The following is a 26099-nucleotide window of genomic DNA, read 5'->3' on the forward strand; positions in this document are numbered from 1 at the left end:
TGCGGCACATCCATGTGGCGCTTCTGCTCCGCCATCCATGGCTCCGCAAATTTTTGGGAGCCAACCCCCACACCCCCGGTTCATGCTCCGGAGTGGTAGTCGATAACCCCAGGTTGTTCAGCAACAACGAAGGTCTTCGCAGTTTCAGATCAGAAGTTGCCTATATTCCGGTTGCTCGGGTGGCAGTGCAGGAAAGCCTTTCCAAAAATTTCGTAGGCCATGGATGGCCGGAGAGAAGCGCACATGGATGTGCTCGTAGCGGTTTTTGGAAAGGCTTTCCTGCACTGACATGCCCGCACCCCTGACAGGCTAGGGCCCAGAGCCTGGCAAGATCACCAGAAGCCCGGTATAACAATCAAGAAGCGAGGAATAACAAAAAAGCCCGCTAATTCAGAGAACTAGCGGGCTTTCGAAATAGTGGCTCCCCGACCTGGGCTCGAACCAGGGACAAACGGATTAACAGTCCGTTGCTCTACCAACTGAGCTATCGGGGAACGTCGTCATGTGACGAGGCGCGTATATTAAGTTGGCTATACCGCCTCGTCAACCCCCTGACTAAAATTTTTAGCCAAGGGCTTTCTGCAAACGCTCGATGGCCTTTCGCAGGTTATCCATGCTGGTGGCGAAGCTCAAACGCATGTGGCCAGGGCTGCCGAAGGCAGAACCCGGAACCAGGGCAACGCCGGCTTCGGTCAGCAGTTTCTCGGCGAATTCTACGTCTGTACTCACGCCTTCGGTGGCGTCGATAGCGCCCTGGAAGCTTGGGAACACGTAGAAAGTGCCGTCGCCGTAGGGGCATTCAACCCCCGGCAGTTTGTTCAGGGCGTCTACCAGCCAGTCGTGGCGTTCTTTGAACGCTTTGACCATTTCACCCACGCAAGCCTGGTCGCCATCCAAGGCGGCAGTCGCGGCGGCCTGGGAGATGGAGCAGGGGTTGGAGGTGCTCTGGGACTGGATTTTCTTCATGGCGCCGATGATTTTCGCCGGGCCGGCAGCGTAGCCGATACGCCAGCCAGTCATGGAGTAGGCCTTGGACACGCCGTTCAGTACGAAGGTGCGGTCATACAGTTCCGGGCAGGCGTTCAGGATGTTGCAGAACGGCTTGCCGGTCCACAGGATCGGCTCGTACATGTCGTCTGTGGCGATCATGATGTTCGGGTGCTTTTTCAGCACTTCACCAATGGCCTGCAGCTCTTCCAGGGAGTAGGCCATGCCACTTGGGTTGGACGGGCTGTTGATCACGAACAGGCGGGTGCGCTCGGTAATGGCGTTTTCCAGCTGTTCCGGGGTGATCTTGAAGCGGGTGTCTACGGTGGTTTCGATGATCACCGGCTTGCCTTCCGCTACCAGCACCATGTCCGGGTAAGATACCCAGTAAGGCGCGGGGATGATGGCTTCGTCGCCTTCGTTCAGTGTGGCCAGCGCCAGGTTGAAAAAGCTCTGTTTACCACCACTGCTTACCAGTATCTGGTTGGCTTCGTAATCCAGGCCGTTGTCCCGTTTGAACTTCGCAATAATCGCTTTCTTCAGGGCCGGCGTACCATCAACGGCGGTGTACTTGGTCTGGCCGTTGTTAATGGCTTCGATGGCTGCCTGTTTGATGTGCTCGGGGGTGTCGAAGTCCGGCTCGCCAGCACCCAGGCCAATGATGTCCTGGCCAGCCGCGCGGAGTTCTGCGGCTTTGTTGGTGACTGCGAGGGTGGGGGAAGGCTTGATCGCCTGTACTCGGCTGGAAAGTTGAAGGTCCAAACTTGAGCTCCTTAAAGCTGCGTCTTATGGGCTGCGATCGGCCGGGCAACTGTGGAGCCAAAGGTGCGGGCTGTTTTTCTACCCAGCCGTCGATCGCACAGATGGTATCATGAAGCAGCCAGAACACTAAATTTCTTGTAGGGGTTGTGCCGTATTGCGGCCAGCGCCAAACCCGGAGGTTAACCGCCCGTTATGGCCAGTAAAGCATCCAGTGTCGCCCGTGAAGGAGTGTTCCGTGTCGACTCTCCCTATCAGCCTGCCGGCGACCAGCCCAAGGCGATTGCCGGGCTGGTGGACGGCATTCACTCAGGGCTGGCGCACCAGACCCTGCTGGGGGTAACCGGCTCCGGCAAGACCTTCACCATTGCCAATGTGGTGCAGGAAGTTCAGCGGCCCACCATCATCATGGCCCACAACAAGACCCTGGCAGCGCAGCTATACGGCGAGTTCAAGGAGTTCTTCCCGGATAACGCGGTGGAGTATTTCGTGTCTTACTACGATTACTACCAGCCGGAAGCCTATGTGCCGTCTTCCGACACCTTTATCGAGAAAGACGCCTCCATCAACGAACACATCGAGCAGATGCGCCTGTCTGCCACCAAGGCGCTGCTGGAGCGGCCGGATGCCATTATCGTGGCCACGGTGTCTTCCATCTATGGTTTGGGTGATCCCGAATCCTACCTGAAGATGATGCTGCACCTGGATCGGGGCGATCAGATTGATCAGCGCTCGATCCTGCGCCGGCTGGCCGAACTGCAGTACACCCGTAACGATATCGAGTTCCACCGCGCCAATTACCGGGTGCGCGGCGACGTCATCGATGTGTTCCCGGCGGAATCCGAGCGCGAAGCCATTCGCATTGAGTTGTTCGACGACGAGGTGGAAAACCTCAGCTACTTCGATCCGCTCACCGGGGAAGTGCTGCGCCGGGTGCCCCGGGTGACCATTTACCCGAAATCCCACTACGTGACGCCCCGGCAAAAAGTGCTGGATGCGGTAGAGAATATCCGTGCCGAGCTGGAAGTACGGCTGCAGCAATTGCGGGACAACCACCGGCTGGTGGAAGCCCAGCGGCTGGAGGAGCGTACCCGCTACGACATGGAAATGATGATGGAGCTGGGCTACTGCAACGGCATCGAGAACTACTCCCGCTATCTGTCGGGCCGCGCCCCGGGCGAGCCGCCTCCTACCTTGTTTGATTACCTGCCAGCCAATGCCCTGCTGGTGGTGGACGAATCCCACGTGACCATTCCGCAGATCGGCGCCATGTACAAGGGCGACCGCTCCCGGAAGGAAACCCTGGTGGAATACGGCTTCCGGCTGCCGTCGGCACTGGATAACCGGCCCATGCGGTTTGAGGAATGGGAGCGGATTGCGCCGCAGATGATCTTTGTGTCTGCCACTCCCGGCAACTACGAAGCGGAACACGCCGGCCAGGTGGTGGAGCAGGTGGTGCGGCCTACCGGCCTGCTGGACCCGGAAATCGAGGTGCGCCCGGCGTCTACTCAGGTGGACGATTTGCTGTCTGAAATTCACAAGCGGGTGGCGGTGCAGGAACGGGTGCTGGTGACCACCCTGACCAAGCGCATGGCGGAAGATCTGACCGACTTCCTGATGGAGCACGACATCCGCGTGCGTTACCTTCACTCGGACATCGATACCGTGGAGCGGGTGGAGATCATCCGTGACCTGCGCCGGGGTGAGTTTGATGTGCTGGTGGGCATCAACCTGTTGCGGGAAGGCCTGGATATGCCGGAGGTGTCACTGGTAACCATTCTGGATGCAGACAAAGAAGGTTTCCTGCGCAGCGAGCGTTCCCTGATTCAGACCATCGGCCGGGCAGCCCGTAACCTGAACGGCAAGGCGATTCTGTACGGCGACCGCATTACCGGTTCCATGCAGCGGGCCATTGATGAAACCGAACGCCGTCGCGCCAAGCAGTTAGCTCATAACGAAGAACACGGCATTACCCCCAAGGGGCTGAACAAGAAGATTGCCGATGTGATGGAAGGCGCCACCGGTGGTCGTGGCCGGCGTAAGGCGGAGCGCCCGGGCCAGAAGGCGGCGGAAGAAGCGGAAAGTTACCTGGTGAAGGCGGGCAAACGTTCGCCGGAAGACCTGCTCAAGGAAGTGGCGCGCCTGGAAGATGATATGTACAAGGCCGCCGCGGACCTGGATTTCGAAACGGCCGCGCGCCTGCGGGACCAGATTTCCGAACTGAAGGAAGCGGCTATTCGCACTGGCTGATCAGGGCCGTTTCGGCCCGACGATAACCGCAGCCTGCAAAGGCTGGTTGCGGCCGTAGCTGGACATCTTGCCGAACACCCGCTTGTCGATGGGCAGGTATTGCTTGTCGGCCACGGTTTCGCCTTCTTCGGTATCGATTTCCGGGTCGTGCAGGTATACGAAGTCTTCGTCGATGGCGCACACCGTTACCCAGTGCGGCACCCGGCTGCGGTTGAGTTGCCAGGTGCTGATCAGGATCACCGGAATCCTGCCTTCGTGAAGGGCCTTTTCCATGGCGTCCAGTGTCAGTGGGTCGTGGTGCAGCTGGATATCGGTCTGGCCTATGTCGTGCAGGAAGCCTTCGTGCACCAGTTCCAGTACCCGTTTCTTGTCCTCGTTGCGCACGGTGTCCTTGAACAGGGCGCCTTCCTGGCTGATCCACGCACTGGCCTCGAAGCCCCGGTGCCATGCGGACAACGCCAGGCCGTGGGGCCCGCAACCGCCGTGGCCGGCCAGCATGAAAATGGTGGTGGCTTCGCGCCAGATTTTCAGCTCTTCCAGCGTGCTGACCGGCTGCTGCTCATCCAGCGCGGCCATGGCCATGATCAGTGCCGACGGCCCGCAGGTAAACTCCGTCGTCTGGGGGTAGTAGGGTACCGGCAGGAATTCCCGGGATGGCTCGTAATACAGAATGCGCCGTTCGAACCGCAGGGCGTTGCCGTGGTCTTCGTAGTAATCCCGATAGGTGCCGAACTGGCGATAGCCCAGCCGCTTGTAAAGATTGATGGCGCCCGTATTGTCTTCCCGAACTTCCAGGCGCATCAGAATCCGGTCTGCTTCTACCGCTTCTTTCTCTGCCTCACGAACCAGCTTCTCGCCCACGCCCCGGCCACGAACCGAGGGTGATACCGCAATGGAATAGATGCGGGCCAGGCGGGTGGCCGCATTCATCAGCACCAGGCAGTAGCCCACCAGTTCAGATTCCTGCCGGGCGACTATCAACCGGTCTCTGGGCATGTCCAGGAAACGCTTGAAACTGCGGCGGGATATCCGGTCTTCAGAGAAGCACCGCTGTTCCAGTTGAACCAATGCATCAAGGTCTTTAGCGACGGCTTGTCGGAGAATTACATCGGTCATGTTTCTGGGTGTCCCGGGTGTATCAGGCGGAAATGGCGGGCGCCGTTCCTGCAGCTATTATGGTAGAGAGCGCCGTGTTCCGATAGCTGGCGAGGATGCGTAAAAGCACGCATCGAAAGCCGATTGTGAAGTACTGTGCGCCGGCGTATTGTTGCGCGAAATAACCCCGGCTGAACCTTCAGGGAGGAATGCCGCTGATGTCCCGCTTGTTGATTGTTGTGGACCGTGCCAAAGACTGGGCGCCGTACTACCCCAGCGAAGATGTGCTCACTTTTGACCAGTACTTGCAGTTTACCGCGCCGGCGAACAGCCGGGTTCGGGTGATCAACCTGTGCCAGAGCGGCAAGTACCTGAGCCGGGGTTACTACTGCTCCTTACTGGCCGAAGCCCGCGGCCATCATGTTGTGCCGTCGGTGATGACGCTGAATGACCTCAGCCGCAAGGGCCTTTTTTCCCTGGAGCTGGAGGAACTCGACAGCAGTGTTATCCAGTGGCTGGAAAAAGAGGCCAGGGAAATTGACCCGTCTACCGATGCCCGGGAAGCGACCCATGAGGTGCGGATTCGCACCTATTTCGGCCAGGCCGAGCATCCGGACCTGAAGCCGGTGGCCCGCGCCCTGTTCGAGCGTTTTCCCTGTCCGATTCTTGAAGTGGTGTTCCGGCACCGGAAACAGTGGCAGATCGAGTCCATGAAGCCGGCGTCTCCGTCGGACCTGGGCGAGCCTGAACAGGATGTCTTTGCCGCTGCACTGGATCGGTTCAGCAGCATGGTCTGGCGCAAACCCCGCACCCGCCGGCGTTACCGGTTTGACCTGGCCATGCTGGTGAACCCGGATGAGGAAATGCCGCCCAGCGATGAGGCTGCCCTGAAACGCTTCGAGAAGGCAGGGCGCAAGCTGGGTATCAATGTGGAGCGGATTACCCGGCGGGACTATATGCGGCTGCCGGAATACGACGGCCTGTTCATTCGGGAAACCACCGCCATTGACCATCACACCTACCGGTTCGCCCGCAAGGCAGAAGCCGAGGGCATGGTGGTGATTGATGACCCGGTTTCCATTCTGCGCTGCACCAACAAGGTGTTCCTGGCGGACCTGTTGAAGAACAACAAGGTGCCCACGCCAAAGACCCTGATCCTGTCGAAAGATCAGAAAAACGCGGTTGAGCAGGTAGTGCAGGAGCTGGGCTTTCCGGTGGTGATCAAGATACCGGACGGTGCTTTCTCGAGGGGTGTGGCCAAGGCCCGGGATGAGAAGGAGCTACGGGCGGGTCTTAAAGAGTTGTTCAAACAATCGGCCTTGGTGCTGGCCCAGGAGTACTTCTATACCGATTACGACTGGCGTATTGGTGTGCTTGGCGGCCGGGCGATTTACGCGTGCAAATACATGATGGTGAAAGGCCACTGGCAGATTTACCAGCATGGTGGCGCGTCGGTGGAGAGTGGCGGCTTTGAAACCATGCCCACCTACGAGGTGCCGCGCAACGTGATTCAGGCGGCGCTGAACTCCACGCGCCTGATCGGTAACGGCCTGTACGGTGTAGACATCAAACAGGCCGGTAACCGGGTTGCGGTGATTGAAGTGAACGACAACCCGAGCATCGATTCCGGTGTTGAGGACAAGTTCCTGGGCGGTGAACTGTATACCCTGATCATGCAGGAGTTTCTGTCCCGCATGGAGGAAAACCGCCGCCGCTGATCCCGGTTAAGCGAGGCTGCCGGGTCAGGTGGCCGCCACCCAGACCCGGACGCTGCCAAACCAGGGGTAATCGGCAAGAACCTGGCGGACGGTTTCGTTGTTCAGTTCCGGGGCGGGGTGATCCTCGTCCAGGAACAGTTCCAGGTGCACCCGGTTTTTCAGGTAATGAAGGCGGAGCTTGCTGTGGTGGGGCAGCTCGCCCAGGGCGTTCTGAAGGTATTCCCGCACCTGCTCGCGGGAGGGAAGGTCCGGCTCGGTGGGATGGGGGTACTTTTCGTCGTTCTCGGCATCGATGTGGAAATTGATATCGAGGATGTTACCGAGGGCCTCCCGCATACCGGCAACCACCTTCATGCCAATCTGATGGCCTTCCGACACGCTGATCTCCGGGCGTACCACCAGGTGAACGTCCAGCAGGATATCGTGGCCCATCCGGCGGCTGCGCAGTTCGTGAACGTTGCGAACGCCATCGGTCTCCATGGCAATGTTCATAAGCATGCGGGTATCTTCTTCAGAGAGACCGGTATCGACCAGTTCCTTCACGCTGTCCCAGGTGAACTTCCAGCCAATGTGGATAATGATGCCGGCAATTACCACCGCGGCGACGACGTCCAGCCACACAAACCCAAGCATTGCGCCGATGGTGGATACCAGCACCACAACGGAAGAGAATGCATCAGTGCGACTGTGCCAGGCATTGGCAATCAGCAGGTCAGAGCGGATGCGGATACCAACGTGGCGGGTGTAGCGGTAAATCCACTCCTTGCTGCCAACGGAAATAGCCGCCGCGACCAGAACCGGCCAGCCGGGAACTGCCAGGTCTTCGCCGGACAACAGCCGCAGAATGTTCTCCCAGGCCAGGGCTGCACCCACGGCAATCAGAATGCTGCCCAGAAGCAGGGTGCCCAGCGTTTCGATGCGCTGGTGGCCGTAGGGGTGGTCGGCATCCGGGCCTTTCCGGGATAACCGCATGACCGCCAGGACCACCCAGTCCGACGCCACGTCGGTAAACGAATGGATGCCGTCAACCACCAATGCCTGGGAGTGAAATAGTGTACCGCCAATGACTTTTATGACACCGAGAAAGGCGTCAAGAAACATCCCGATCAGGGTAACCCGGGAGGCAGCATGCTTTTCCTTTTCCAGATCGGGCTGTGGGCGGTGATGTGTTGGGGAAGGCTGTTCCATTATCCGTGGCTCCGGGGATTTCTGACAGTGGCCAGTATAGCGTGAACAAGCGCTTGACAGGGCGGGATTAATCAAGAAAGGCGGATCGATTTATGCACATGATGACAAATCGATTAACCGTTAGCATTTTGCTCCAACTTTCGTCAAATCTTATTTTTAGCAATGTAAGTAATTGAAAAATAACAACAAAAAGACTGGTTAAAAAATGATCAATTTGTAGGCTGGCGCAGTTATCAAGGGGTAGAAACGTTTGCCCCGACGTTTTCAACAGGGTTATCCACAGATTCCGTGGAAAAGCCGCGCGAGCCCTTTGAACATGGGGCTTAAGGATACATTTGCCGGTTCAGGAGGATGGTGTGGAAAACTTCCGGTATACTCCGGCCACCCTCTGGCAAGGAGTTTTCTGATGTACGGCGTTGTTCGAAACCTGCTTTTCCGGCTGCCCCCGGAAACCGCTCACAATGTGACACTTAATAGCCTGGATGTAGCCCATAAACTGGGTATGTTGAATGTATTTTCAAAGCATCCTGCACCTTGTCCGGTCAATGTCATGGGGCTGGAATTTCCGAACCCGGTCGGGCTGGCCGCAGGTCTCGACAAAAATGCCGACCATCTTGATGCCCTGGGTGCGCTGGGCTTCGGTTTTATTGAAGTGGGCACGGTTACGCCCCTGGCCCAGCCGGGTAATCCTCAACCCCGTATGTTCCGTTTGCCGGAACACCAGGCCATCATCAACCGCATGGGTTTTAATAACGAAGGGCTGGAGCACCTGGTTCACAATGTTCAGCACCGTCGTTACCGGGGTGTATTAGGCATTAATGTGGGCAAGAACAAAGACACCCCCAACGAAGACTCCGAGCTGGATTACCGCAAGGGGATTGCAGCGGTCTATGCACATGCCGACTACATCACCGTGAATGTGTCTTCGCCGAATACGCCGGGCCTGCGGGACCTGCAATTTGGTGACTCCCTCAAGCAGTTGCTGCATGCCATCAAAGACGAGCAGACCAGGTGCCACCAGGCCCTGGGCCGCTATGTGCCCGTTGCTGTCAAAATTGCGCCGGATATGGACGATGACGGTATTCGTTTTGTGGCTAGCGCGCTGCTCGAGGCGGGCCTGGATGGCGTGATTGCCACCAATACCACGATCAGCCGTGAGGCAGTGCGCGGCCACCAGCACGAACAGGAGGCGGGTGGCTTGAGCGGTGCCCCGGTGCGCGAGGCCTCCCTGAGGGTGATTCAGGGGTTGTATGCCGAGCTGGGTGAGCGTTTGCCCATTATCGGCGTGGGCGGCATTACCGATGGCGAGAGCGCAGCAGAGAAAATCCGGGCAGGGGCGAAACTGGTACAGATCTACACAGGCTTCATCTATAAAGGCCCTGCGCTGATTAACGAAGCGGTAGAAGCGATCAGAAAAGAACAGCAAAAACGGTGAGGCCAGAAAGAAGGTGGGCCCGCTGAGCGGGCCCTTGCGGGGAACTAACCCCGTAGCGCTTCTTCGCATGGTACGGGGCGGGAGGCCCCGTTTTGGTTGCTCTGGTTACTGCTTTAATTGTTGTGTTGGTGTGTGAAAAAAAACAGATCAGGGTTAAACGGGGTCTGCCAACACCGCAGTTACGTGGCGGTTACGTTGGCAAGCTTGTGGATGCCGGATACGCCGGTCATGCCCTCCCAGTTATCTGTGCGGCCTTCGCGCCACCCGTTCAGCCATTCCTGACGTACTTCTGGCTGATCAATGGGGCAGCTGTCTTTGGATTTGCCGGACACGCCAGCGAGATAACCCCGCTTGAATGCACGAGCGTACATGTCTCTCTTCTGTCTTTTCATGCCGTTCCTCACTGATGGATTAACAGAACAAGCGTGTACACATCTGCAGTGACCATGGCATGGGTACCCATCCGGGATATCCCCCTATTGCCAGCTCGGGCCAGAGCAGTCAGGATCCTGTTAACGGAAGCACTTTCTACTGGCTTCCGGAACGACGCGTCATGTACAAGGTAAGACGAACCTTGAGCGGAAGTACACTACTTATTTCATCTATGTGAACCTTTTCTTATAGGTTTATTGCATATCGATGACAGCCCGAAATCGGGTTTTGCTGCCAATCCGGCGGCTTACCGGCTTCATCAGGAAAACCAGGAGTTTATTTTGTCCAAACATGTATTTTTCGTAACCTGCCCGAAGGGCGTTGAGTATCTCCTGGCTGATGAACTGGAAAGTTTTGGTCTGGCACAGGTGCGTAATGCGCCGGCAGGAGTCTGGGTAGAGGGCACGCTGGAGTCGGGCTACCGTGCCTGCCTGTGGTCGCGCCTGGCCAACCGGGTAATGCTGCACATCGCCGAGGTAGACGCCCGCAGTGCCGAGGAACTTTACGAAGGCGTGGTGTCGCTGGACTGGCAGGCCCATATCCCTGCGTCTGGCAGTTTCCGCGTGACTTTCCTGGGCCAGAATGAAGAGATCCGTAACACCCAGTTTGGTGCCCAGAAAGTTAAAGACGGTATCGTTGACAGCATCCGCGGTGCCGGCATGCCACGGCCGTCCGTCGCCCCGAAAGACCCGGACGTGACCATTTCTGCCCGCCTGAACCGGGGCCGGTTGGCGGTTGGGCTCGACCTCAGTGGCCACAGCCTGCACATGCGGGGCTATCGCACGGAGAAAGGCCTGGCACCCCTGAAGGAAAACCTGGCGGCCGCCTTGCTGATGCGTTCCGGCTGGCCGGACATTGCCCCTGCCGGTGGTGACTTCGTTGACCCCATGTGTGGTTCCGGCACCCTGCTGATTGAAGCCGCTTTGATGGCCCTGGATATCGCTCCGGGCCGCCGGGTCGAGCGTTTCGGTTTCGAAAAATGGCCTGGCCATCAGCCGGAACTCTGGCTTGGACTACGCCAGGAAGCGGAGCGCCGCGCCCACGAAGGCAAACAGAAACGGATACCGGCCTTTGCCGGTTTTGACCAGGACAGCCGTGTTATCGATACCGCCCGAAACAACATCCGCCGGGCCGGCCTGGATAACCTTGTGCAGGTTGAGGTTCGGCCGGTTGCCGGATTTGAACGGCAGGAAAGCTGGGCCGGACAGGGCCTGGTGCTGACCAACCCTCCTTACGGTGAACGCCTGAGTGAGCGCAAAGAACTGGCCGGCCTTTACCAGGCTCTTGGCGAAGTGGTGCTGCGTGAGCTTCCCGGCTGGCGTCTGGCAGTGTTTACTGGCGCTCCGGAGTTCGGAAAGTCCATCGGCCTGCGCAGCTTCAAGCAATACAAGCTCTTCAACGGAAAGCTGCCGGCACAACTGCTGTTATTCGAAATCCAGCCCGAAAATGCCCGCACCCCCCGGGACCCTGCAGCGCCCGGCCAGGTGATGCCCCGGATCGCCAATCCCGAGCGGGCAGACATGCTGCGCAACCGGCTGAAGAAAAACCTGAAAACCATCGGCCAGTGGGCCCGGAAACAGAACATTGGCTGCTATCGCCTGTACGATGCGGACATGCCGGAGTACGCCCTGGCTATCGATATCTACGAGGGCAGGGTGCATGTACAGGAATACCTGGCTCCGAAATCTATAGACGAAAAAGCCGCCAGGGAACGCCTCGCCGAAGCCATGGCGGTCATCCCGGAAGTGCTGGAAGTTGCGTCGGAAAACCTGGTTTGTAAACAACGCCAGCGCCAGACCGGCACCAAGCAGTATGAAAAACAGGCCGCAACCGGTGAATACTTCAACGTGCACGAACACGGCTGCACCCTGAAAGTAAACCTTAAAGATTACCTGGACACCGGCCTGTTCCTGGACCACCGCCCGGTACGCTACTGGATACAGCAACATGCCAGGGGCAAACGCTTCCTGAACCTGTTCTGCTACACCGGCGCAGCCACCGTACACGCAGCCGTTGGCGGTGCCAGCCGGTCCCTGAGCCTGGATATGTCCAAAACCTACGTCAGCTGGGCGCAGGACAACCTGGCCCTGAATCGGTCAGACGCCCGCAAGCACGTAGTGGAACAGGCTGATTGCGTGGCCTGGCTGGCCGACCGCAAAACCGCCAACCAGACCTTCGACCTGATCTTCATGGACCCGCCCACCTTCTCGAACTCCGCCAGAATGGCCGGCGTTCTCGACATCCAGCGGGATCACGGCGCCATGGTTCGGCAGTGTATGGAGCGGTTATCCAGTGATGGTTTACTGATCTTCTCCAACAACTTCCGGAAATTTAAGCTCGATGAAGATCTGGAGCAGGAATTCGAAGTTAAAGAGGTAACGGCGAGCACTCTGGACAAGGATTTCCAGCGGAATCAGAAGATTCACCGCTGCTGGCATATCCAACATAAACTTACTGATTAAGCGTCAGTTTAGTGGCGGCCTGCACCGGAAACGGGCCGCCAACTCAGAACTCGAAACGAATGCCGGAAGAAAACTGGAAGGCATTGGCACTGGTATCGGTATCTTTGAACAGCTTGCCACCTTCCAGCACCAGGTACGTGCTATCCAGCAGTTCGAAATCGATACCGGCAAGCCAGCTGAAGCTGAAACTGCTTGAAGGGTAATCTCCCACGTAATCCCGGAACTGCCCGTTGGCATCGGCATCCGGATTGTCCAGTGTTGCCTCACCGCTCACGTGGGTGAAACCTGCCTGCGCATAGACGTTACCAAGCTCACCAATCGGGTAATGCAGCCCCATGTACCAGCTGCCGAAATAGTCGATCGCCAGGCTCAGGTCACCTCGGGAGATCTCGGCATCCTTGTAGCCACCGCCCAGGCGGATTTCAGCGTGGATCAGGTCATTCAGGTGGCCACCGATCACCAGCGTACCCGCCTGGCCCCAGCCGTCTTCCTTGGAAATGCCGATGGAGCGATGTTCCAGTGCCGTGGCCAGTAATCCGATGTAGTGTTTGTCCGAGCGGGGAGTTTCTGACGCGGCACCTTCCTGGGCGCATACAACCGGCGGGAATAAAACCGCGGTAACGAGGCTGGCGCAAAGCAGGGGCGATGTGATTTTTTTCATTATGGTCCGGCGTCCTGTCGTCATGGATACTGACGCCAGATTCTGCCTTGTGTAACGCGTTGTTACGCAGACGCCGGTCACACTTCCCCGCCTGAAGGCCGGTTTTACAGGTCGTCCAGCAGGCCTTCTTCCTGTGCCAGCAGGAGCAGGGCATAGACGCCGTTTTCCGGGAGCTGTGGTTCAAGGCCTTCATCGAACAACAGCTGGCGCCGGCGGTCTTCGATGGCTTCGCTGTCCAGTCCGGAGATCAGTTCGGAAACAGGGGCGACTTCAAAGGGGGCATCCTGGCTCACGGCACTGAAAATCAGGTCAACCAGGAGTTCATCCGGGTCTATGCCGTCTACGTAAACTGTCTGGTCCGGCAGGTCCTGGTGCAGCTCTTGTACCAGCTCCAGTAGCGGCACGCCCTGTTCTTCCAGGTACAGCAGATCGATATCCCCCAGATCCCCGTCTTCCGGAAGCCAGGATTCTTCCGGCGTGATCACCACGGTTTTCATCTGGCCATCTGCAAGTGACCAGGCAATGGCAACGGGAAACAGGGCGTCTTCGGTCTGGCAGTATTCGATGTCCAGAAAGCGGGGTATCGACACAGGCGACTCCGGTAAATATTGTTGGGTGAGTATAGTCACTGACGGCGCACGCTGTAGGAGCATTGCCGGCTTCGTGCCATACTGTAGCAGCCATTATCATGCAATCAGGAAGATCATGGAACACACTGAATTTAATAATGACTTGATTGAATTTCTGAACGCCTCACCCACGCCCTGGCATGCCGTGAATACCATGAAAACCCGCCTCGATGCCGCAGGTTTTCAGCAGCTGGATGAACGTGAAGAGTGGGCGCTGGAGCAGGGCAAAGGCTACTACGCCATTCGCAACGGCTCATCCATTATTGCCTTCCGTACCGGAAAGAACGACGTGGTCAGCTCCGGTGTACGTATGGTCGGTGCCCACACCGACAGCCCCTGCCTGAAGGTAAAGCCGACACCGGAAATCCGCCGCAAAGGTTTCTTCCAGCTCGGGGTAGAAGTCTATGGCGGTGTGTTGCTGAACCCCTGGTTTGACCGGGACCTGTCCCTGGCCGGCCGGGTAACCGTGCTGGATGAGTCCGGCAAGGTGCAGGACACCCTGGTGAACTTCCGCAAGCCTGTGGCCATTATCCCCAGCCTGGCCATTCACCTGGACAGGGAGGCCAACAGCAATCGTTCGGTCAATGCCCAGACCGACCTGCCACCGGTCGTCATGCAGGTGCCGGAGACGGATACCACGGCTTTTACCGACCTGTTGCGGGAGCAGATCGCCAGTGAATCCGGCCTGAAAGCCCGCAAGGTGCTGGGTTATGAGCTGAGCTTCTATGACGCCCAGGGCGCTTCCTACGTTGGCCTGCGGGAAGAGTTCCTGGCCTCTGCGCGGCTGGACAACCTCCTGAGCTGTTACATCGGCCTGCAGGCGTTGCTGGATACCTCCGGAGACCAGGCGGCCTTGCTGGTATGCAACGACCACGAAGAAGTGGGCAGCATGTCAGCCGAAGGCGCCCAGGGGCCTTTCCTTGGTTCTGTGCTGGAACGCTGGTGTGGTGCCGGAAAGGGCAGGGCCATCGCCCGTTCCATGATGATCTCGGCCGACAACGCCCACGGCGTGCATCCTAACTTTATGGACAAGCACGATGAGAACCATGGTCCGATCCTGAACCAGGGCCCGGTGATCAAGGTTAACCACAACCAGCGTTACGCCACCAACAGCCGCTCAGCCGCTTTGTATCGTCACATCAGTGACGAACTCGGCCTGCCGCACCAGACCTTTGTGGTGCGCAGTGACATGGGCTGTGGCAGCACCATCGGCCCGCTGACTGCTGGCAATCTGGGGGTAACGACCCTGGATATCGGTGTGCCGCAATTTGCCATGCATTCCATTCGCGAACTGATTGGTACCCAGGACGGCCACACCCTGTACCAGGTGTTGAAGGAATTCATGCAGCGGGAAGAAGTATTCTGAGGCAGAAAGTAAAAAGCCGCTGATTGAAACAATCAGCGGCTTTTCGGAATAAGTGGCTCCCCGACCTGGGCTCGAACCAGGGACAAACGGATTAACAGTCCGTTGCTCTACCAACTGAGCTATCGGGGAACATCATCAACGTGGCGCGCATATTAAGCGCTTTGATCAGGTTCGTCAACCCTCTGAAATGAAAGGTCAAAATTTGCACAGAAGTGCCAAAAACCGCTATCGCCCACCGGTCTGGCTGCGTAACGGACACGTGCAGTCCATCTGGCCCACGCTGTTCCGCAAGGTGCAGATGCCGGAGCCAGAAACCGAAGTGATCAGCACCCCGGATGACGACCAGCTCCACCTGGACTGGTACCGCCAGAACAGCAACCGCCTGGCTATTATTTCCCACGGACTGGAAGGCCACAGCCGGCGCCCCTATGTACTGGGCCTGGCCCGGGCGCTGATGGCGGCCGGCTGGGATGTGCTGGCCTGGAACTTCCGCTCCTGCGGAGGCGTGATGAACCGTCAGCCCCGGTTTTACCACAGCGGTGCTACGGAAGACCTGGAAATCGTGATCAACCACGCCCTGGGCAAAAACTACCAGAACCTGTTCCTGAGTGGTTTCAGTATGGGCGGCAACCTGACGCTCCTGTATCTCGGTCAGCAGGGTGAACAGGTAGACAGCCGCATCAGTGGTGCGGTGGCCTATTCAGTACCGGTAGATCTTGCCGGCAGCGCCGACATGCTCGCCTTGCCCAGTCGCAAGATCTACATGCAGCGATTTTTGAACGATCTGCATGGGAAAATGCAGGAAAAATCGGAATTATTCCCTGATCTGATCGATGTGAGTGGTTTCAGGGATATCCGTAACTTCCATGAATTCGATAACCGCTACACCGCCCCCCTGCATGGTTTCAAAGATGCGCAGGACTATTGGGAGAACTGTTCGGCCCTGTTCCGGCTGAAAGATATCCGTGTACCTTCGCTGATGATCAACGCCGCAGACGACCCTTTCCTGTCACCGGCCTGTTTCCCGGATTCAAAGAAAGTGCTGGGTTCCTATGTGAAGCTGGAAGTGCCCAAGTGGGGAGGGCACGTGGGCTTTGTGGAGCATGCGAAGGACGGTTACTACTGGTCAGAGCGACGGGCGTTAATGTTCGTTGGAAGCTAATCGGCAACCAGGGGTTCCAGCCTCGGCCAGATATTGTCCAGCAACAAAGGCTGGGCCTCCTCGGTAGGGTGAATGCCATCGCCCTGCATTAATCCGTCCTGGTCGTAGATTCCATCAAGGAAAAACGGAACCAAAGGGACCCCGTAACGGTCAGACAAGGTCGGGAAAAGATCGGCAAACATCCGGGTATAGCGCTGGCCGTAGTTTGGCGGAATCTGCATTCCCACCAACAACGGAACCGCACCGGAATCCTGTGCCAGCTCAATCATCCCGGCCAGGTTAGACTCGATCACGTTTGGCGGAAACCCCCGGAGGCCATCGTTACCACCCAGTTCGATCACGACGATATCCGGATCATTCTTCTCCAGCAGCCCCGGCAGGCGACGAAGGCCGCCGTCTGTGGTTTCGCCGCTGATGCTGGCATTCACGACCTGCCAGTCCAGCCCTTGTCGGGACAGCCGTTCCCTGAGCAGCTCTACCCACGCGGTTTCAGAGGGTACGCCGTAGGCGGCACTGATGCTGTCGCCGACCACCAGCAGGGTGTTCTGGCTGGCCAGAACCGGCAGCGACACCATGGCAAACGCTGCGATGGCCAATGATCTGACGAATGTGGATATCGTATGCATAGTAAAGTCGTATACCCTTAAACAATTCATGAACATCCAGAACCAGACAACGGAGCAACCGTGAACCAGATGACGGATCTCAGTAAAACCGATACCAGCCCGATGCTGCGCGTAACAGAGCTGACCCACAAGGTCAGCCTGGAAGCTGATACGTTGACGATCTTGCAGGGGGTCAATCTGGAAATCAATCGGGGAGAGTCCGTAGCCATTGTTGGCCGCTCCGGTTCCGGCAAAACCACGTTACTCGGTTTGCTGGCGGGCCTCGATACCCCCAGCGAAGGCAAGGTCGAGCTGGACGGCTCTGAAATCAGCCGTCTGAGCGAGGACGAACGCGCCAGGCTGCGGGCCCGGCGGGTGGGCTTCGTGTTCCAGTCGTTCCAGCTGTTGCCGGCCCTGAGTGCCCTGGAAAATGTCATGCTGCCGCTGGAGCTTGCCGGCATCGAAGCGCCGGAGAAACGGGCCCGGGAACTGCTGGAACGGGTTGGCCTGGGTGAGCGGCTGAGCCACACGCCCCGGCAGCTCTCCGGCGGCGAGCAGCAGCGGGTAGCGATTGCCCGGGCGTTTGCTTCCGACCCTGTGATCCTGTTTGCCGACGAACCCACCGGTAACCTCGATAACCGCACCGGCCAGGCAGTGTCCGACCTGCTGATGGACCTGAACCGGGAGCAGGGCACCACACTGGTGATGGTCACCCACGATGACCGCCTGGCGGCCCGCTGTGGCCGGCAACTGCATATTGAAGCGGGCGTGCTCACCGAGCCTGAGTTGGTGGAAGAGGTGTCTGGCTGATGGCAGCATCACAGAAGCTCATGTCCGTAAGCCGGGACTGGCGCGAACGGGACGTTCGGGTGGTCCTGGTTGCCCTGATTATCGCCGTGGCCACGGTGGCCACCATCGCCCTGTTTGCCAGCCAGTTGCAGCGCACGCTGGTATCTTCGGCCAGCTCCTTCCTGGCGGCTGATCGCCAGCTGGAAGCGGAAAACGGCCGGCCGGTGCCGGGAGGCTGGATTGAGGAAGCGCGTGATCGTGGCATCGAAACCGGCCAGATGATCGAATTTTCCACCATGGTTTTCGGTGAAAGCGGTTTTCAGCTGGTTTCCGTAAAAGCGGTCAGCGATGAATATCCGCTGCGCGGTGACATTGAAGTGCAATCCCGTGCCGAGGGTACTCGCTCAATTGTGGGGTCTGGCCCCGCCAAAGGCGAGATCTGGATCAACCCGCGCCTGCTGCGATTGCTGGAGCTGGACGTTGGCGACACGCTGGAAGTCGGCAACCTGAAACTTGAGATTTCAAACCTGCTGTTACGTGAGCCCGATGGCGGTTTCCGGCTTTCATCGCTGGCGCCCCGGGTGATGATGCACGTAGACGATGTTCCGGCTACCGGAGTGCTTCAGGAAGGCAGTCGGGTGGAATACATCTATCTGTTTGCCGGTGCCGAAAACCTGTTAAACGATTACTACCAGTGGCTGGAGCCGCAATTGGAGCCGAGCCATGAATGGGAAGGCGTGAGGGACGGCGAAACCTTCTCCCGCTCCCTTGAGCGGGCCGAACGCTTCCTGCTGCTTGGCGGCAGCCTGGCGGTTCTGCTGGCAGCGGTGGCGGTTGCGGTGGCCAGTCGTCAGTACGCATTGTCGCAACGGGACACAGTGGCACTGCTGAAGACGCTGGGGCTTACCGGTAAGGGCATCGGCCGTTTGTACCTTCGCCGCCTGGCCCTGTGGGGCGTGGCGGGCATTATTGGCGGGCTGGTGCTGGCACTGCCGCTGTTCTGGCTGCTGGCCAGGATGCTTGGCAGTGTGCTGGAGCGCCCGGTTGATATTTATCTCGACCCCGCCGCCCTGGCGCCGGCGCTGCTGACCGCGCTGGTATCCTTGTTCGCCTTCGCGTACCCGCCGGTTCGCCGCCTGCGCAATGTGCCCGCTATGCGGGTGCTGCGCTCCCAGCCCGGGGAAACCGGCCGGGAAGCCGTTCCGGACCTGGTCATCGCCGTGCTGGCCATCTTCGGGCTGGTGTGGATGTATGCCGGCGAACTTGCCCTGGTGGCATCGCTGCTGGGCGGGCTGGTGTTATTGCTGGCAGTGCTGGGGCTGGTGGGCTGGTTGATGGTCTCGGTGCTGCGCAAAGTGCGCGGTGGTGGCAACGCCTGGCGCCTGGCCCTTGTTGGCCTTTATCGGCACCGTCAGGCCAGCATGGCGCAAATGGCGGTATTTGCCATGACCCTGATGCTGGCGGCGACATTGGTGCTGGTCCGTTCGTCCCTGCTGGACGACTGGCAGGCCCAGCTTCCGGACGATGCTCCCAATCACTTCCTGATAAACATAGCGCCGGACACGGTGGACGAGGTTGATGCCTATTGGGCGCAGCAGGGATCGCCCCTGGACACCGTCTATCCCATGGTGCGTGGCCGTTTGACCGAACTGAACGACCAGCCTGTGAAAGAAGCGGTCAGTAAGGATGAGCGAATTAACGCGCTTAACCGGGAGCTGAACCTGACCTGGATGGAAGACCTGCCCGAAGACAACCGGATTGTGGAAGGCGAGTGGTTTGCTGCGGGCGTAACCGAGGGGGTCTCGGTGGAAGCCGAGCTGGCGGAGAGGCTGGGGCTGGAACTTGGCGACCGGCTGACCTTTACCATAGGCTCGGAACAGGTCACCGAGCCGGTCGTCAGTATCCGTACCGTGCAATGGGACAGCATGAAGCCGAACTTCTACATTGCCTTTCCCCCGGACGGCGGCCTGACCGACATGCCGGCTACCTGGATTACCAGTTTCCATCTGGGGGCCAGCAACAAGGTGGCCCTGAACGAGTTTTCGCGCCGTTTTCCCACCGTGTCGGTGCTGGAGATCGACCACATTATCGAGCGCATCCAGGATATCGTCCGCCAGGTCACTCAGGCCATTGAAGCGATTCTGGCGCTGATTCTTGCGGCGGCACTGGTTGTGATGGCGGCGGTCGTCAGCGCGACCTTGCGGGATCGTCAGCGTGAAGGTGCCCTGTTGCGGACGCTGGGCGGCCAACAATCTCTGCTGGTGCGCAGTACCATGCTCGAGTTTGCCTTGCTTGGGTTCGTTGCCGGGATATTGGGCGTGCTGGCGGCGGAAGCGGCGGTTTATGCCTTGCAGGTGAGAATGTTTGAGGGCAGTTTTCAGTGGCATTGGGAAGTGATGCTGCCAGTGCCATTGATCAGCGCGTTGCTGCTGGCCCTGTTTGGCCGCTGGCAGTTGCGGCCGGTACTCAGCGTGTCACCCATGCTGTTGCTGCGCCGGCTCGAGTGAGCCGGCAATGACGGCGTTTTAGCGGTAATTGGCGAGAATGGCGTCCAGTTCGCCATTCTCGCGAATCAGTTCCAGTTCCCGGTTGAAGGATTCGGCGAAGTCCGTCCAGTCAGGCCTCAACATCAGCCGGAACCCATACTGGCTGATGGCTTTGTCCGAGCTTCTGAACTCATCCGCCATGCCTTCATTTCTCAGTATCCACTTGCCCACCAGGCGATCTGCCAGCGCAGTATCGAATCGGTCGCCGTGTTGCAGGAAGCGGAACATGTCACGGTCACGGGAAACGTCAAAGCGCCGGATACGCTGGTCTTCGAAATAGGGGGCCAGGGTGGGATAGAGGTAGCCCAGGTGAGTCACCACGGTTTTCCCGAAAAGGTCGCTGGGATGTTCGAAATCCAGGTCTGAAACTTCAGGAAAGAAAAACACTTCTTCCACATTCACAACAGGATCCGTGAACAGAAACTTTTCCGGTTCTTCGGTCCATTCGATGGCTCTGGGCGTGCCATCGATGTATCCGTCTTCCAGCATCTGGTCTACCCGTTTACGGGGTATCTTTCGCGGCTCGACCTGGTAGCCGAGTCGCGGAACAATCAGTTCCACCACATCCCACATAATACCGGCAGGCTCGGAGTCCTGGACGATCAGGTACGGGGGGTAGCCGTTAGGGGATACATTGAAGTGGAAAACCCCCGGGCCGGTTTCTCCGCTATAGGCTGCCATGGAAAAGCAGCCTGCGGTTATCAGCCCGGAGAGTGTCCGGAAACCAATGCTCTTGAGGTGTCGGACCAGTTTAGTCATCGCAAGAAACTCTGGTGGAAGCGGCCTATGCTTTGAAAATGCACTTATCCGGCCAACTCCCTGCCAGTGCGCTTGCCAAATATTACCGTTTTATCCGTTTGTTTCAATGATTTTGAGTCCGTGTTCAGGCCCAGGCCCGGCGGAGAACGCTCAATGCGTCCTCGAGGGTCACCTCTCTGGGGTTGAACATGATGGAGCCGTCGTCCCGTGCCTGGCGGGCAATCGCCTCCATTTGGGTTTCCAGTACCTTGCCGGTTTCCTTCAGGGTACGGGGCAACTCACAGCGCTTGTGCAGGGCATCACGAAGCTTGCGGATGGCGGAGATGCTGGCTTCGGCACGGCGGGAAGCCGGAGTGGCAGAATAGACCTCCGGGCCTTCCAGATACAGCAGCAATTCGCCCAGAGACTCACGGATGCTTTCAAGGTTGAACTCCAGCACGTACGGCAGGTACAAGCTCATGCACAGGCCGTGAGGCAGATGGCAGATGGCACCGGTGGCGTGCCCCAGGGAGTGCACCAGCCCTACCATGGAGTTGGAGAAGGCGATACCGGCCATGGTTGAGGCCTGAGCCAGCTCTAACCGGCCGTCCTGGTCTTTCGGGTTGTCCATCACCGCCAGCAGGGACTGGCTGATTTTCTTGATGGCGGCGGTGGCGTAGGCATCGCTTAACGGATTCTTGGCCATGCAAGTGAAGGCTTCAACGGCATGGGTAAGGGCGTCCATGCCGGTGGCGGCGGTAATGTGCGGCGGCAGCGTCAGGGTCATGCGCGGGTCTATAATCGCGGCATTCGGCAGCAGGAAGCTGGAGGTGAACGGCAGCTTGACGCCTTTCTTTTCGTCGGTAATGACCGCCACCGAGGTAACCTCGGAGCCTGTGCCGGCAGTTGTGGGTACTACGAAGAAGGGCTTGAGCGGATGTTTGAGCACGCCCGCGCCGGTGTACCTGGCAATGTCATCGCCACCCTCGGACACCAGGATGTTGACGGCCTTTCCGGTATCGATGGCGGATCCGCCACCGACGGCAATGATGGAGTCGCATTTTTCCTTGCGATAAACAGCGGCGATGTCCCTTACCACGGTCGTGGAGGAATCCGGCGGCACATCGTCATAGATAGACACAATCTCCAGCCCGCTCTCTTCACAGGCTGCAATCACCGGGTCCAGCAGGCCGGCGGCCCGCACACCCTTGTCGGTAATAATCATTGGCCGCTTGGCAGCAAGCCCGGTCAGTTCGTACGGAATATGCTCCAGGGCGGCTTTACCGGCAATCACTTTTACCGGGCAGAAGAACTCGTAGTATTTGTTAGTCATTATGCTCTCACTGTCTCGACAAATTGGGTGGCAACTTTCAGGTAGATGCGGGCTGAGCTCATGAGCTTCTCCGGCAGGTGGAGGTCTGCGGGGTATTCCTTGACGGCCCGCTGTGCCACCAGTTTCGGAAGGATGAACGACTCAAGGCGGTTCAGCACCCGGGTCATACGCACGGCGTAGCTGACATCGCCATCTACCAGCATGCGGTCGTTGGCGAAGGCAACGGAGGTTTTCTCCTGGAACGACAACACCAGGAACGCGTGGGCCATGTGTTTGAACTGGATAGACAGGTCCACGGGGCGCGGGGCGGTGTCACCGTGAAAGTGTAATTTGCCGTCGCCGGTGTGTTCCACAATCAGTTTCGGCCCGTTGGGCATAACCTGCATCTCGAACAGAAAACCTTCGGGCAGGGCGCGGACTTCTTCGCGGGTGGGTTCGTCTACGTCACTGATCGCCTGCAGTGCCCGGCCCATTACCTGGAACATCAGTTCCACATAATTACGCCTGGCCTGAAACATCATCGGTTGGAGTCGCTTGAGGAGCATGTTCGCAATCCGGTTGTTGTTGGTTTCAGTGATTTTTAGAGTTATTGCTCTAGAAGTCAATGCATTCAGTGACACGAACTCCGCGTCAGGCTGGCAAATTGACCGGGCACAAAAAAACCGGAGGCTTGTGGCCTCCGGTTCCCGGGCTTGCGGCGTTGCCGTCAGTTGGTCATGGCGGCGAGTTTACGCCTGGCTTCCTCGCCCACATCTCCACCGGCTTCGGCAGCGGCTGCATAGTATTGCACCGCCTCATCTCTCCGCCCTTGCTGCCGGGAAATATCGCCCAGCCGCAGGTAAGCGATAGAGGTGGGCACCACCTGGTTCGCCCGTTCAAGGTGTTCGCGGGCTTTGGTGAGGTTGTTCAGTTGCAGCTCGTTCAGGCCGTTGTAAAGCTGGTACTCGAACATTTCCGGATACAGCGAGACGGCTTTGTCGAAGTCGGCACGGGCTTTCTCAGCCTGGTCCTGTGCCTTGTAGATGCGGCCACGCAGGGCATAGAACATGGCTTCACGGGGTTCTGCCTTAATGGCCTGGTTTACCGAAGCCAGGGCTGCCTCGTAATCCCCCTCGGACGCCAGTTTCATGGCTTTGTCGTGGGCATCGTAGGCGGGTTGGAGTTGTTTGATTTTGGCAATCCGGCGCTGGTACACGTCCCGGCCCCGGTAGCCGCCCCCACCGAGTTCCTGCACCAGTTGCTGGTTCGCCTCCACCCGACGGGCGGAGGGCGGGTGGCTGGCAAACAGCCCGCTCAGCCAGTTGCTCTCCCGGCCGTCGGAGAGTTGGAGGAAAATTTCCTGGAGTTCCACGGCGGCCTGGGGATCATAGCCTGCGGCTTTCATGTATTCGATGCCATAGGCATCCGATTCCAGTTCGTCGCCCTGGCTGTACCGTGCCAGCGCCAGCTGTGCGCCAACGGCGGCGCCTCCCATAATCAGGCTTGCCCACTCGTTGTCAGAGACCGCAATGCCGATCCCCGCCATGCCTGCACTGATCAGCATGCCTTGCTGCATGCGCTGAACGCTGTGGCGGGCCGCAGCGTGAACAATTTCATGGCCCAGTACCGAGGCCAGCTGGGCTTCGTCTTCAAGCTTCACCAACAGCCCCCGGTTGATGGCAATCTTGCCCCCCGGCAGGGCCCAGGCGTTGGGTACACTGTTGTTCAGCACCACGAAATCGTAGGGGAGGTCCGGACGATCACTGACCTGCGCCATCTTCATGCCGACTTCCCGAACGTACACCGTCAGCTCAGGGTCAATGTAGAACTGCCCGCCCTGGGTTTGTTGGGTAGGGCTGTACTGTTCTGCGCCCAGAGCGAGTTCTTCGCTTTCCGAGATCAGGGACAGCTGCTTCTTGCCGGTCACCGGATTCACGGCGCAGCCCGCCAGGGCAAACAGCAAAGAAAGAACGACACACAAACGGGCGAGAGATCCGGAAATCACGTTTTACTCCTTGATTGGTCAGTAACCAACGTCCTGTTAAGAGGCCGGCCATTCATGATGATGCTGTTTTTATAGCACAGCCGGGCGGTGGTTTCCTCGCCTGTACTGGCGGGAATGTGGCCGGGCCACCAGCCTTGGCGTATCATATCAGCACATTGAATAATCACCGAAATTGGCCCGGATACCGCTACCTGTGACAACGCATTACCTGGATTTTCTGGCACTGATCTGGTTTCTGGCTTGCTGGGGTGGCTATACCTGGTACTCCCGTAATCGGGCGGATTCCCGGTCTTGCCTCTCCAACACGCTGGACCTCTACCGGGAAGACTGGATGAGGGTGATGCTCAAGCGGGACAACCGCATCTCCGACGCCTCTGTGGTGGGTAACCTTGAGCGCAACGGGGCGTTCTTTGCCTCCAGTTGCCTGCTGATCCTAGCGGGTATCATCACGGCACTGGGGTACACCAGTGAAGCCATGGAAGTGTTCGCTACCATGCCGTTCGGCGTAGTGCCTTCCCGGGAAATCTGGGAGTTGCGGCTGGTGGTGCTTATGGTGGTGTTTGTCTATGCCTTCTTTAAATTCACCTGGTCGATGCGCATGTACAACTTCGTGGCGGTGATGATCGGCAGCGCCCCCATGCCCGACGACAGCAAAACCAGCCCGGCGGCGAGGGAGGCCTTTGCCCGCAGTGCCGGCGCCATCTGCAACCAGGCGGGCGATACCTTTAACCTTGGCCTGCGTTCCTATTACTATGCGCTCGCCGTGGTGGCCTGGTTCATACACCCGCTGGCCCTGATTGCGGCGGCGACGCTGGTGGTATACGTGCTCTACCGCAGGGAATTCCACTCTGATGCGCTGGCGTCCTTGCGTGCCGGCAAAGTATTTGAAGAAGCCACCCCCGCCCGCACGGGTGACGATGCAAAAACGAAAAACTGACCTGCAGGATTTTCCTGAATGAATGACGAAACCCGAATTAACCGGGTGAACCGGTTTTTGAACACGCTCAACCAGGCCCGGGAACTCGGCCTGGCCGCAAGGGAAGCGGGTGAAGGCTACCTGGTCATGGAGCTGCCCTACAGCGACAAAATCATCGGTAACCCTGACACCGGCGTGATCCACGGTGGCGCCATCACCACCCTGATGGACACCACCTCCGGCTCGGTGATGATCTGCGCACTGGATGAATTCGAACTCTGCCCGACCCTGGACTTGCGGGTAGATTACATGCGCCCGGCAGAACCCCATAAACCGGTCTTCGCCCGGGCCGAAACCTACAAGATCACCAAGAACATCATCTTCACCCGCTGCGAAGCCTACCAGGAAGGCGGCGAAACCATCGCCAACTGCGTGGGCACCTTCATGCGCATCGGCAAAGAAGCCACGCCTAAAAGCTACCGCGACCTGATCACCGGAGGCGCCGAATGACCGACCCGGAAATCCTCAAGCTCACCCGGGAAAGCGGCGACTTCTCCAGAATGCTCGACGCCGTACCCTACGCCAAGTGGATCGGCCTGCAGTGCGAGCGCTTCGGTGACGACCTGATTTTCCGCTTGCCCAAGAAAGAAGAAAACCTCGGCAACCCCATCCTGCCCGCCATCCACGGCGGCGTGATTGGCGGCTTCATGGAAATGTCTGCGGCGATCTACCTGATGATGTCCCAGGACACCTTCAGAATGCCGCGAATTGTCGACTTCTCCCTCGACTACCTGCGCGCCGGTCTCAACCGTGAAACCTACGCCGAATGCCGCCTGACCCGCCAGGGCAACCGGGTAGCCAACGTAATGATCACCGCCTGGCAAAAATCCCGTTCCCAGCCCATAGCCACGGCCCGCGCGCACTTCCTTCTCGAAGACTGAATTGGTTCTGGCCGGGGTTGAAATGCCCCGGTCGACCCCCATCTCTGGTTCAAGTTCTGGCCTCGGTGCAGGTAAGCGTGTGGGGGTGCCCTTCCGAAACACG

22 protein-coding genes and 2 tRNA genes are annotated in these 26099 nt (G+C 58.6%); 11 read left to right on the forward strand and 13 right to left on the reverse strand.

What is annotated here, in order from left to right; all coding sequences use genetic code 11:
• Positions 1-418 precede the first annotated feature (418 nt).
• Both AQ621_RS04655 and AQ621_RS04660 read right to left on the reverse strand, forming a co-directional pair.
• Positions 419-494 (reverse strand) — tRNA-Asn (locus AQ621_RS04655).
• A 70-nt stretch (positions 495-564) separates the two neighbouring features.
• The gene (locus AQ621_RS04660) at positions 565-1749 is read right to left on the reverse strand and encodes a pyridoxal phosphate-dependent aminotransferase (RefSeq protein WP_022989147.1); all 1185 of its coding nucleotides are present in this window, start codon (positions 1747-1749) and stop codon (positions 565-567) included.
• Between the two features lie 192 nt (positions 1750-1941).
• On the opposite strand from AQ621_RS04660, the gene uvrB reads away from it, so the two are divergent.
• A complete protein-coding gene (gene uvrB, locus AQ621_RS04665) occupies positions 1942-3996 on the forward strand; it encodes an excinuclease ABC subunit UvrB (RefSeq protein WP_058340487.1) in 2055 nt (684 codons plus the stop codon).
• Here uvrB and rimI read toward each other — a convergent pair whose 3' ends face one another.
• Positions 3997-5112, reverse strand: a complete 1116-nt coding sequence (gene rimI / locus AQ621_RS04670) for a ribosomal protein S18-alanine N-acetyltransferase (protein WP_058340488.1) — start codon at positions 5110-5112, stop codon at positions 3997-3999. It abuts the gene before it with no gap.
• Positions 5113-5309: 197 nt separating this feature from the next.
• On the opposite strand from rimI, the gene AQ621_RS04675 reads away from it, so the two are divergent.
• The gene (locus AQ621_RS04675) at positions 5310-6809 is read left to right on the forward strand and encodes a RimK family protein (protein ID WP_058340589.1); all 1500 of its coding nucleotides are present in this window, start codon (positions 5310-5312) and stop codon (positions 6807-6809) included.
• Positions 6810-6833: 24 nt separating this feature from the next.
• Here AQ621_RS04675 and AQ621_RS04680 read toward each other — a convergent pair whose 3' ends face one another.
• Positions 6834-7997 (reverse strand): cation diffusion facilitator family transporter, encoded by a 1164-nt coding sequence (locus tag AQ621_RS04680; RefSeq protein WP_058340489.1) that lies wholly within the window; start codon positions 7995-7997, stop codon positions 6834-6836.
• A 406-nt stretch (positions 7998-8403) separates the two neighbouring features.
• Here AQ621_RS04680 and AQ621_RS04685 point away from each other — a divergent pair, with 406 nt between their 5' ends.
• Complete coding sequence (locus tag AQ621_RS04685; RefSeq protein ID WP_058340490.1) at positions 8404-9432, forward strand: quinone-dependent dihydroorotate dehydrogenase; 1029 nt, start codon at positions 8404-8406, stop codon at positions 9430-9432.
• Between the two features lie 179 nt (positions 9433-9611).
• Here AQ621_RS04685 and rmf read toward each other — a convergent pair whose 3' ends face one another.
• Positions 9612-9824, reverse strand: a complete 213-nt coding sequence (gene rmf / locus AQ621_RS04690) for a ribosome modulation factor (protein WP_036219531.1) — start codon at positions 9822-9824, stop codon at positions 9612-9614.
• Positions 9825-10145: 321 nt separating this feature from the next.
• On the opposite strand from rmf, the gene rlmKL reads away from it, so the two are divergent.
• Positions 10146-12326, forward strand: coding sequence for a bifunctional 23S rRNA (guanine(2069)-N(7))-methyltransferase RlmK/23S rRNA (guanine(2445)-N(2))-methyltransferase RlmL (rlmKL, locus tag AQ621_RS04695; protein ID WP_058340491.1), 2181 nt, complete (start codon positions 10146-10148; stop codon positions 12324-12326).
• Between the two features lie 43 nt (positions 12327-12369).
• On the opposite strand, the gene AQ621_RS04700 is transcribed toward rlmKL, so the two are convergent.
• Together AQ621_RS04700 and AQ621_RS04705 are read right to left on the reverse strand one after the other, a co-directional pair.
• Positions 12370-12987: an outer membrane beta-barrel protein gene (locus AQ621_RS04700; RefSeq protein ID WP_022989155.1), complete on the reverse strand. Its 618-nt coding sequence runs from the start codon at positions 12985-12987 to the stop codon at positions 12370-12372.
• A 104-nt stretch (positions 12988-13091) separates the two neighbouring features.
• Positions 13092-13577 carry a hypothetical protein gene (locus AQ621_RS04705; protein WP_058340492.1) on the reverse strand — a complete coding sequence of 162 codons (486 nt, stop codon included), beginning with the start codon at positions 13575-13577 and terminating at the stop codon, positions 13092-13094.
• A 115-nt stretch (positions 13578-13692) separates the two neighbouring features.
• Between AQ621_RS04705 and AQ621_RS04710 the strand changes: the two genes are divergently transcribed.
• Positions 13693-14982, forward strand: coding sequence for a M18 family aminopeptidase (locus tag AQ621_RS04710; RefSeq protein WP_058340493.1), 1290 nt, complete (start codon positions 13693-13695; stop codon positions 14980-14982).
• Positions 14983-15035: 53 nt separating this feature from the next.
• Here the strand turns inward: AQ621_RS04710 and AQ621_RS04715 are convergent.
• Positions 15036-15111 (reverse strand) — tRNA-Asn (locus tag AQ621_RS04715).
• Between the two features lie 73 nt (positions 15112-15184).
• Here AQ621_RS04715 and AQ621_RS04720 point away from each other — a divergent pair.
• Entirely contained in the window at positions 15185-16144 is a 960-nt protein-coding gene (locus tag AQ621_RS04720; RefSeq protein ID WP_227508238.1) for a YheT family hydrolase, read from the forward strand.
• Here the strand turns inward: AQ621_RS04720 and AQ621_RS04725 are convergent.
• Positions 16141-16770, reverse strand: coding sequence for an arylesterase (locus AQ621_RS04725; protein WP_058340495.1), 630 nt, complete (start codon positions 16768-16770; stop codon positions 16141-16143). The genes AQ621_RS04720 and AQ621_RS04725 overlap by 4 nt on opposite strands.
• 69 nt (positions 16771-16839) lie before the next feature.
• Between AQ621_RS04725 and AQ621_RS04730 the strand changes: the two genes are divergently transcribed.
• Complete coding sequence (locus AQ621_RS04730; RefSeq protein WP_082640907.1) at positions 16840-17559, forward strand: ABC transporter ATP-binding protein; 720 nt, start codon at positions 16840-16842, stop codon at positions 17557-17559.
• A complete protein-coding gene (locus tag AQ621_RS04735) occupies positions 17559-20045 on the forward strand; it encodes an ABC transporter permease (RefSeq protein WP_058340497.1) in 2487 nt (828 codons plus the stop codon). Before AQ621_RS04730 ends, AQ621_RS04735 begins: the two co-directional genes overlap by 1 nt.
• 18 nt (positions 20046-20063) lie before the next feature.
• Here the strand turns inward: AQ621_RS04735 and AQ621_RS04740 are convergent, their stop codons facing one another.
• The 4 genes from AQ621_RS04740 to AQ621_RS04755 all read right to left on the reverse strand — a co-directional run bounded on the left by AQ621_RS04740 (position 20064) and on the right by AQ621_RS04755 (position 24139).
• On the reverse strand, positions 20064-20843 hold the full coding sequence (locus AQ621_RS04740) for a substrate-binding periplasmic protein (protein WP_058340498.1): 780 nt from the start codon (positions 20841-20843) through the stop codon (positions 20064-20066).
• Between the two features lie 124 nt (positions 20844-20967).
• Positions 20968-22155, reverse strand: a complete 1188-nt coding sequence (locus tag AQ621_RS04745; RefSeq protein ID WP_058340499.1) for an iron-containing alcohol dehydrogenase — start codon at positions 22153-22155, stop codon at positions 20968-20970.
• A complete protein-coding gene (locus tag AQ621_RS04750; RefSeq protein ID WP_058340500.1) occupies positions 22155-22700 on the reverse strand; it encodes a hypothetical protein in 546 nt (181 codons plus the stop codon). Before AQ621_RS04750 ends, AQ621_RS04745 begins: the two co-directional genes overlap by 1 nt.
• 161 nt (positions 22701-22861) lie before the next feature.
• Positions 22862-24139: a M48 family metalloprotease gene (locus AQ621_RS04755; protein ID WP_058340501.1), complete on the reverse strand. Its 1278-nt coding sequence runs from the start codon at positions 24137-24139 to the stop codon at positions 22862-22864.
• A 193-nt stretch (positions 24140-24332) separates the two neighbouring features.
• On the opposite strand from AQ621_RS04755, the gene AQ621_RS04760 reads away from it, so the two are divergent.
• From AQ621_RS04760 to AQ621_RS04770, 3 genes are read left to right on the forward strand one after another with little or no spacing between them, the layout of a single operon-like run.
• On the forward strand, positions 24333-25076 hold the full coding sequence (locus AQ621_RS04760) for a DUF599 domain-containing protein (RefSeq protein ID WP_058340502.1): 744 nt from the start codon (positions 24333-24335) through the stop codon (positions 25074-25076).
• 18 nt (positions 25077-25094) lie between these two features.
• On the forward strand, positions 25095-25565 hold the full coding sequence (locus tag AQ621_RS04765) for a PaaI family thioesterase (RefSeq protein ID WP_058340503.1): 471 nt from the start codon (positions 25095-25097) through the stop codon (positions 25563-25565).
• The gene (locus AQ621_RS04770) at positions 25562-25996 is read left to right on the forward strand and encodes a PaaI family thioesterase (protein ID WP_058340504.1); all 435 of its coding nucleotides are present in this window, start codon (positions 25562-25564) and stop codon (positions 25994-25996) included. The genes AQ621_RS04765 and AQ621_RS04770 overlap by 4 nt, the downstream gene beginning before the upstream one ends.
• The last annotated feature ends 103 nt before the right edge of the window (positions 25997-26099 follow it).

The sequence above is a fragment of the Marinobacter sp. P4B1 genome (assembly GCF_001447135.1).
Classification (GTDB): Bacteria; Pseudomonadota; Gammaproteobacteria; order Pseudomonadales; family Oleiphilaceae; genus Marinobacter; species Marinobacter vinifirmus.

Bases quoted from the DNA above. Each gene is read 5' to 3' on its own strand.
- uvrB (WP_058340487.1), top strand. From the start codon at position 1,942: ATGGCCAGTAAAGCATCCAGTGTCGCCCGTGAAGGAGTGTTCCGTGTC.
- rimI (WP_058340488.1), bottom strand. From the start codon at position 5,112: ATGACCGATGTAATTCTCCGACAAGCCGTCGCTAAAGACCTTGATGCA.
- AQ621_RS04675 (WP_058340589.1), top strand. From the start codon at position 5,310: ATGTCCCGCTTGTTGATTGTTGTGGACCGTGCCAAAGACTGGGCGCCG.
- AQ621_RS04680 (WP_058340489.1), bottom strand. From the start codon at position 7,997: ATGGAACAGCCTTCCCCAACACATCACCGCCCACAGCCCGATCTGGAA.
- AQ621_RS04685 (WP_058340490.1), top strand. From the start codon at position 8,404: ATGTACGGCGTTGTTCGAAACCTGCTTTTCCGGCTGCCCCCGGAAACC.
- rmf (WP_036219531.1), bottom strand. From the start codon at position 9,824: ATGAAAAGACAGAAGAGAGACATGTACGCTCGTGCATTCAAGCGGGGT.
- AQ621_RS04700 (WP_022989155.1), bottom strand. From the start codon at position 12,987: ATGAAAAAAATCACATCGCCCCTGCTTTGCGCCAGCCTCGTTACCGCG.
- AQ621_RS04710 (WP_058340493.1), top strand. From the start codon at position 13,693: ATGGAACACACTGAATTTAATAATGACTTGATTGAATTTCTGAACGCC.
- AQ621_RS04725 (WP_058340495.1), bottom strand. From the start codon at position 16,770: ATGCATACGATATCCACATTCGTCAGATCATTGGCCATCGCAGCGTTT.
- AQ621_RS04730 (WP_082640907.1), top strand. From the start codon at position 16,840: ATGACGGATCTCAGTAAAACCGATACCAGCCCGATGCTGCGCGTAACA.
- AQ621_RS04735 (WP_058340497.1), top strand. From the start codon at position 17,559: ATGGCAGCATCACAGAAGCTCATGTCCGTAAGCCGGGACTGGCGCGAA.
- AQ621_RS04740 (WP_058340498.1), bottom strand. From the start codon at position 20,843: ATGACTAAACTGGTCCGACACCTCAAGAGCATTGGTTTCCGGACACTC.
- AQ621_RS04745 (WP_058340499.1), bottom strand. From the start codon at position 22,155: ATGACTAACAAATACTACGAGTTCTTCTGCCCGGTAAAAGTGATTGCC.
- AQ621_RS04750 (WP_058340500.1), bottom strand. From the start codon at position 22,700: ATGCTCCTCAAGCGACTCCAACCGATGATGTTTCAGGCCAGGCGTAAT.
- AQ621_RS04765 (WP_058340503.1), top strand. From the start codon at position 25,095: ATGAATGACGAAACCCGAATTAACCGGGTGAACCGGTTTTTGAACACG.
- AQ621_RS04770 (WP_058340504.1), top strand. From the start codon at position 25,562: ATGACCGACCCGGAAATCCTCAAGCTCACCCGGGAAAGCGGCGACTTC.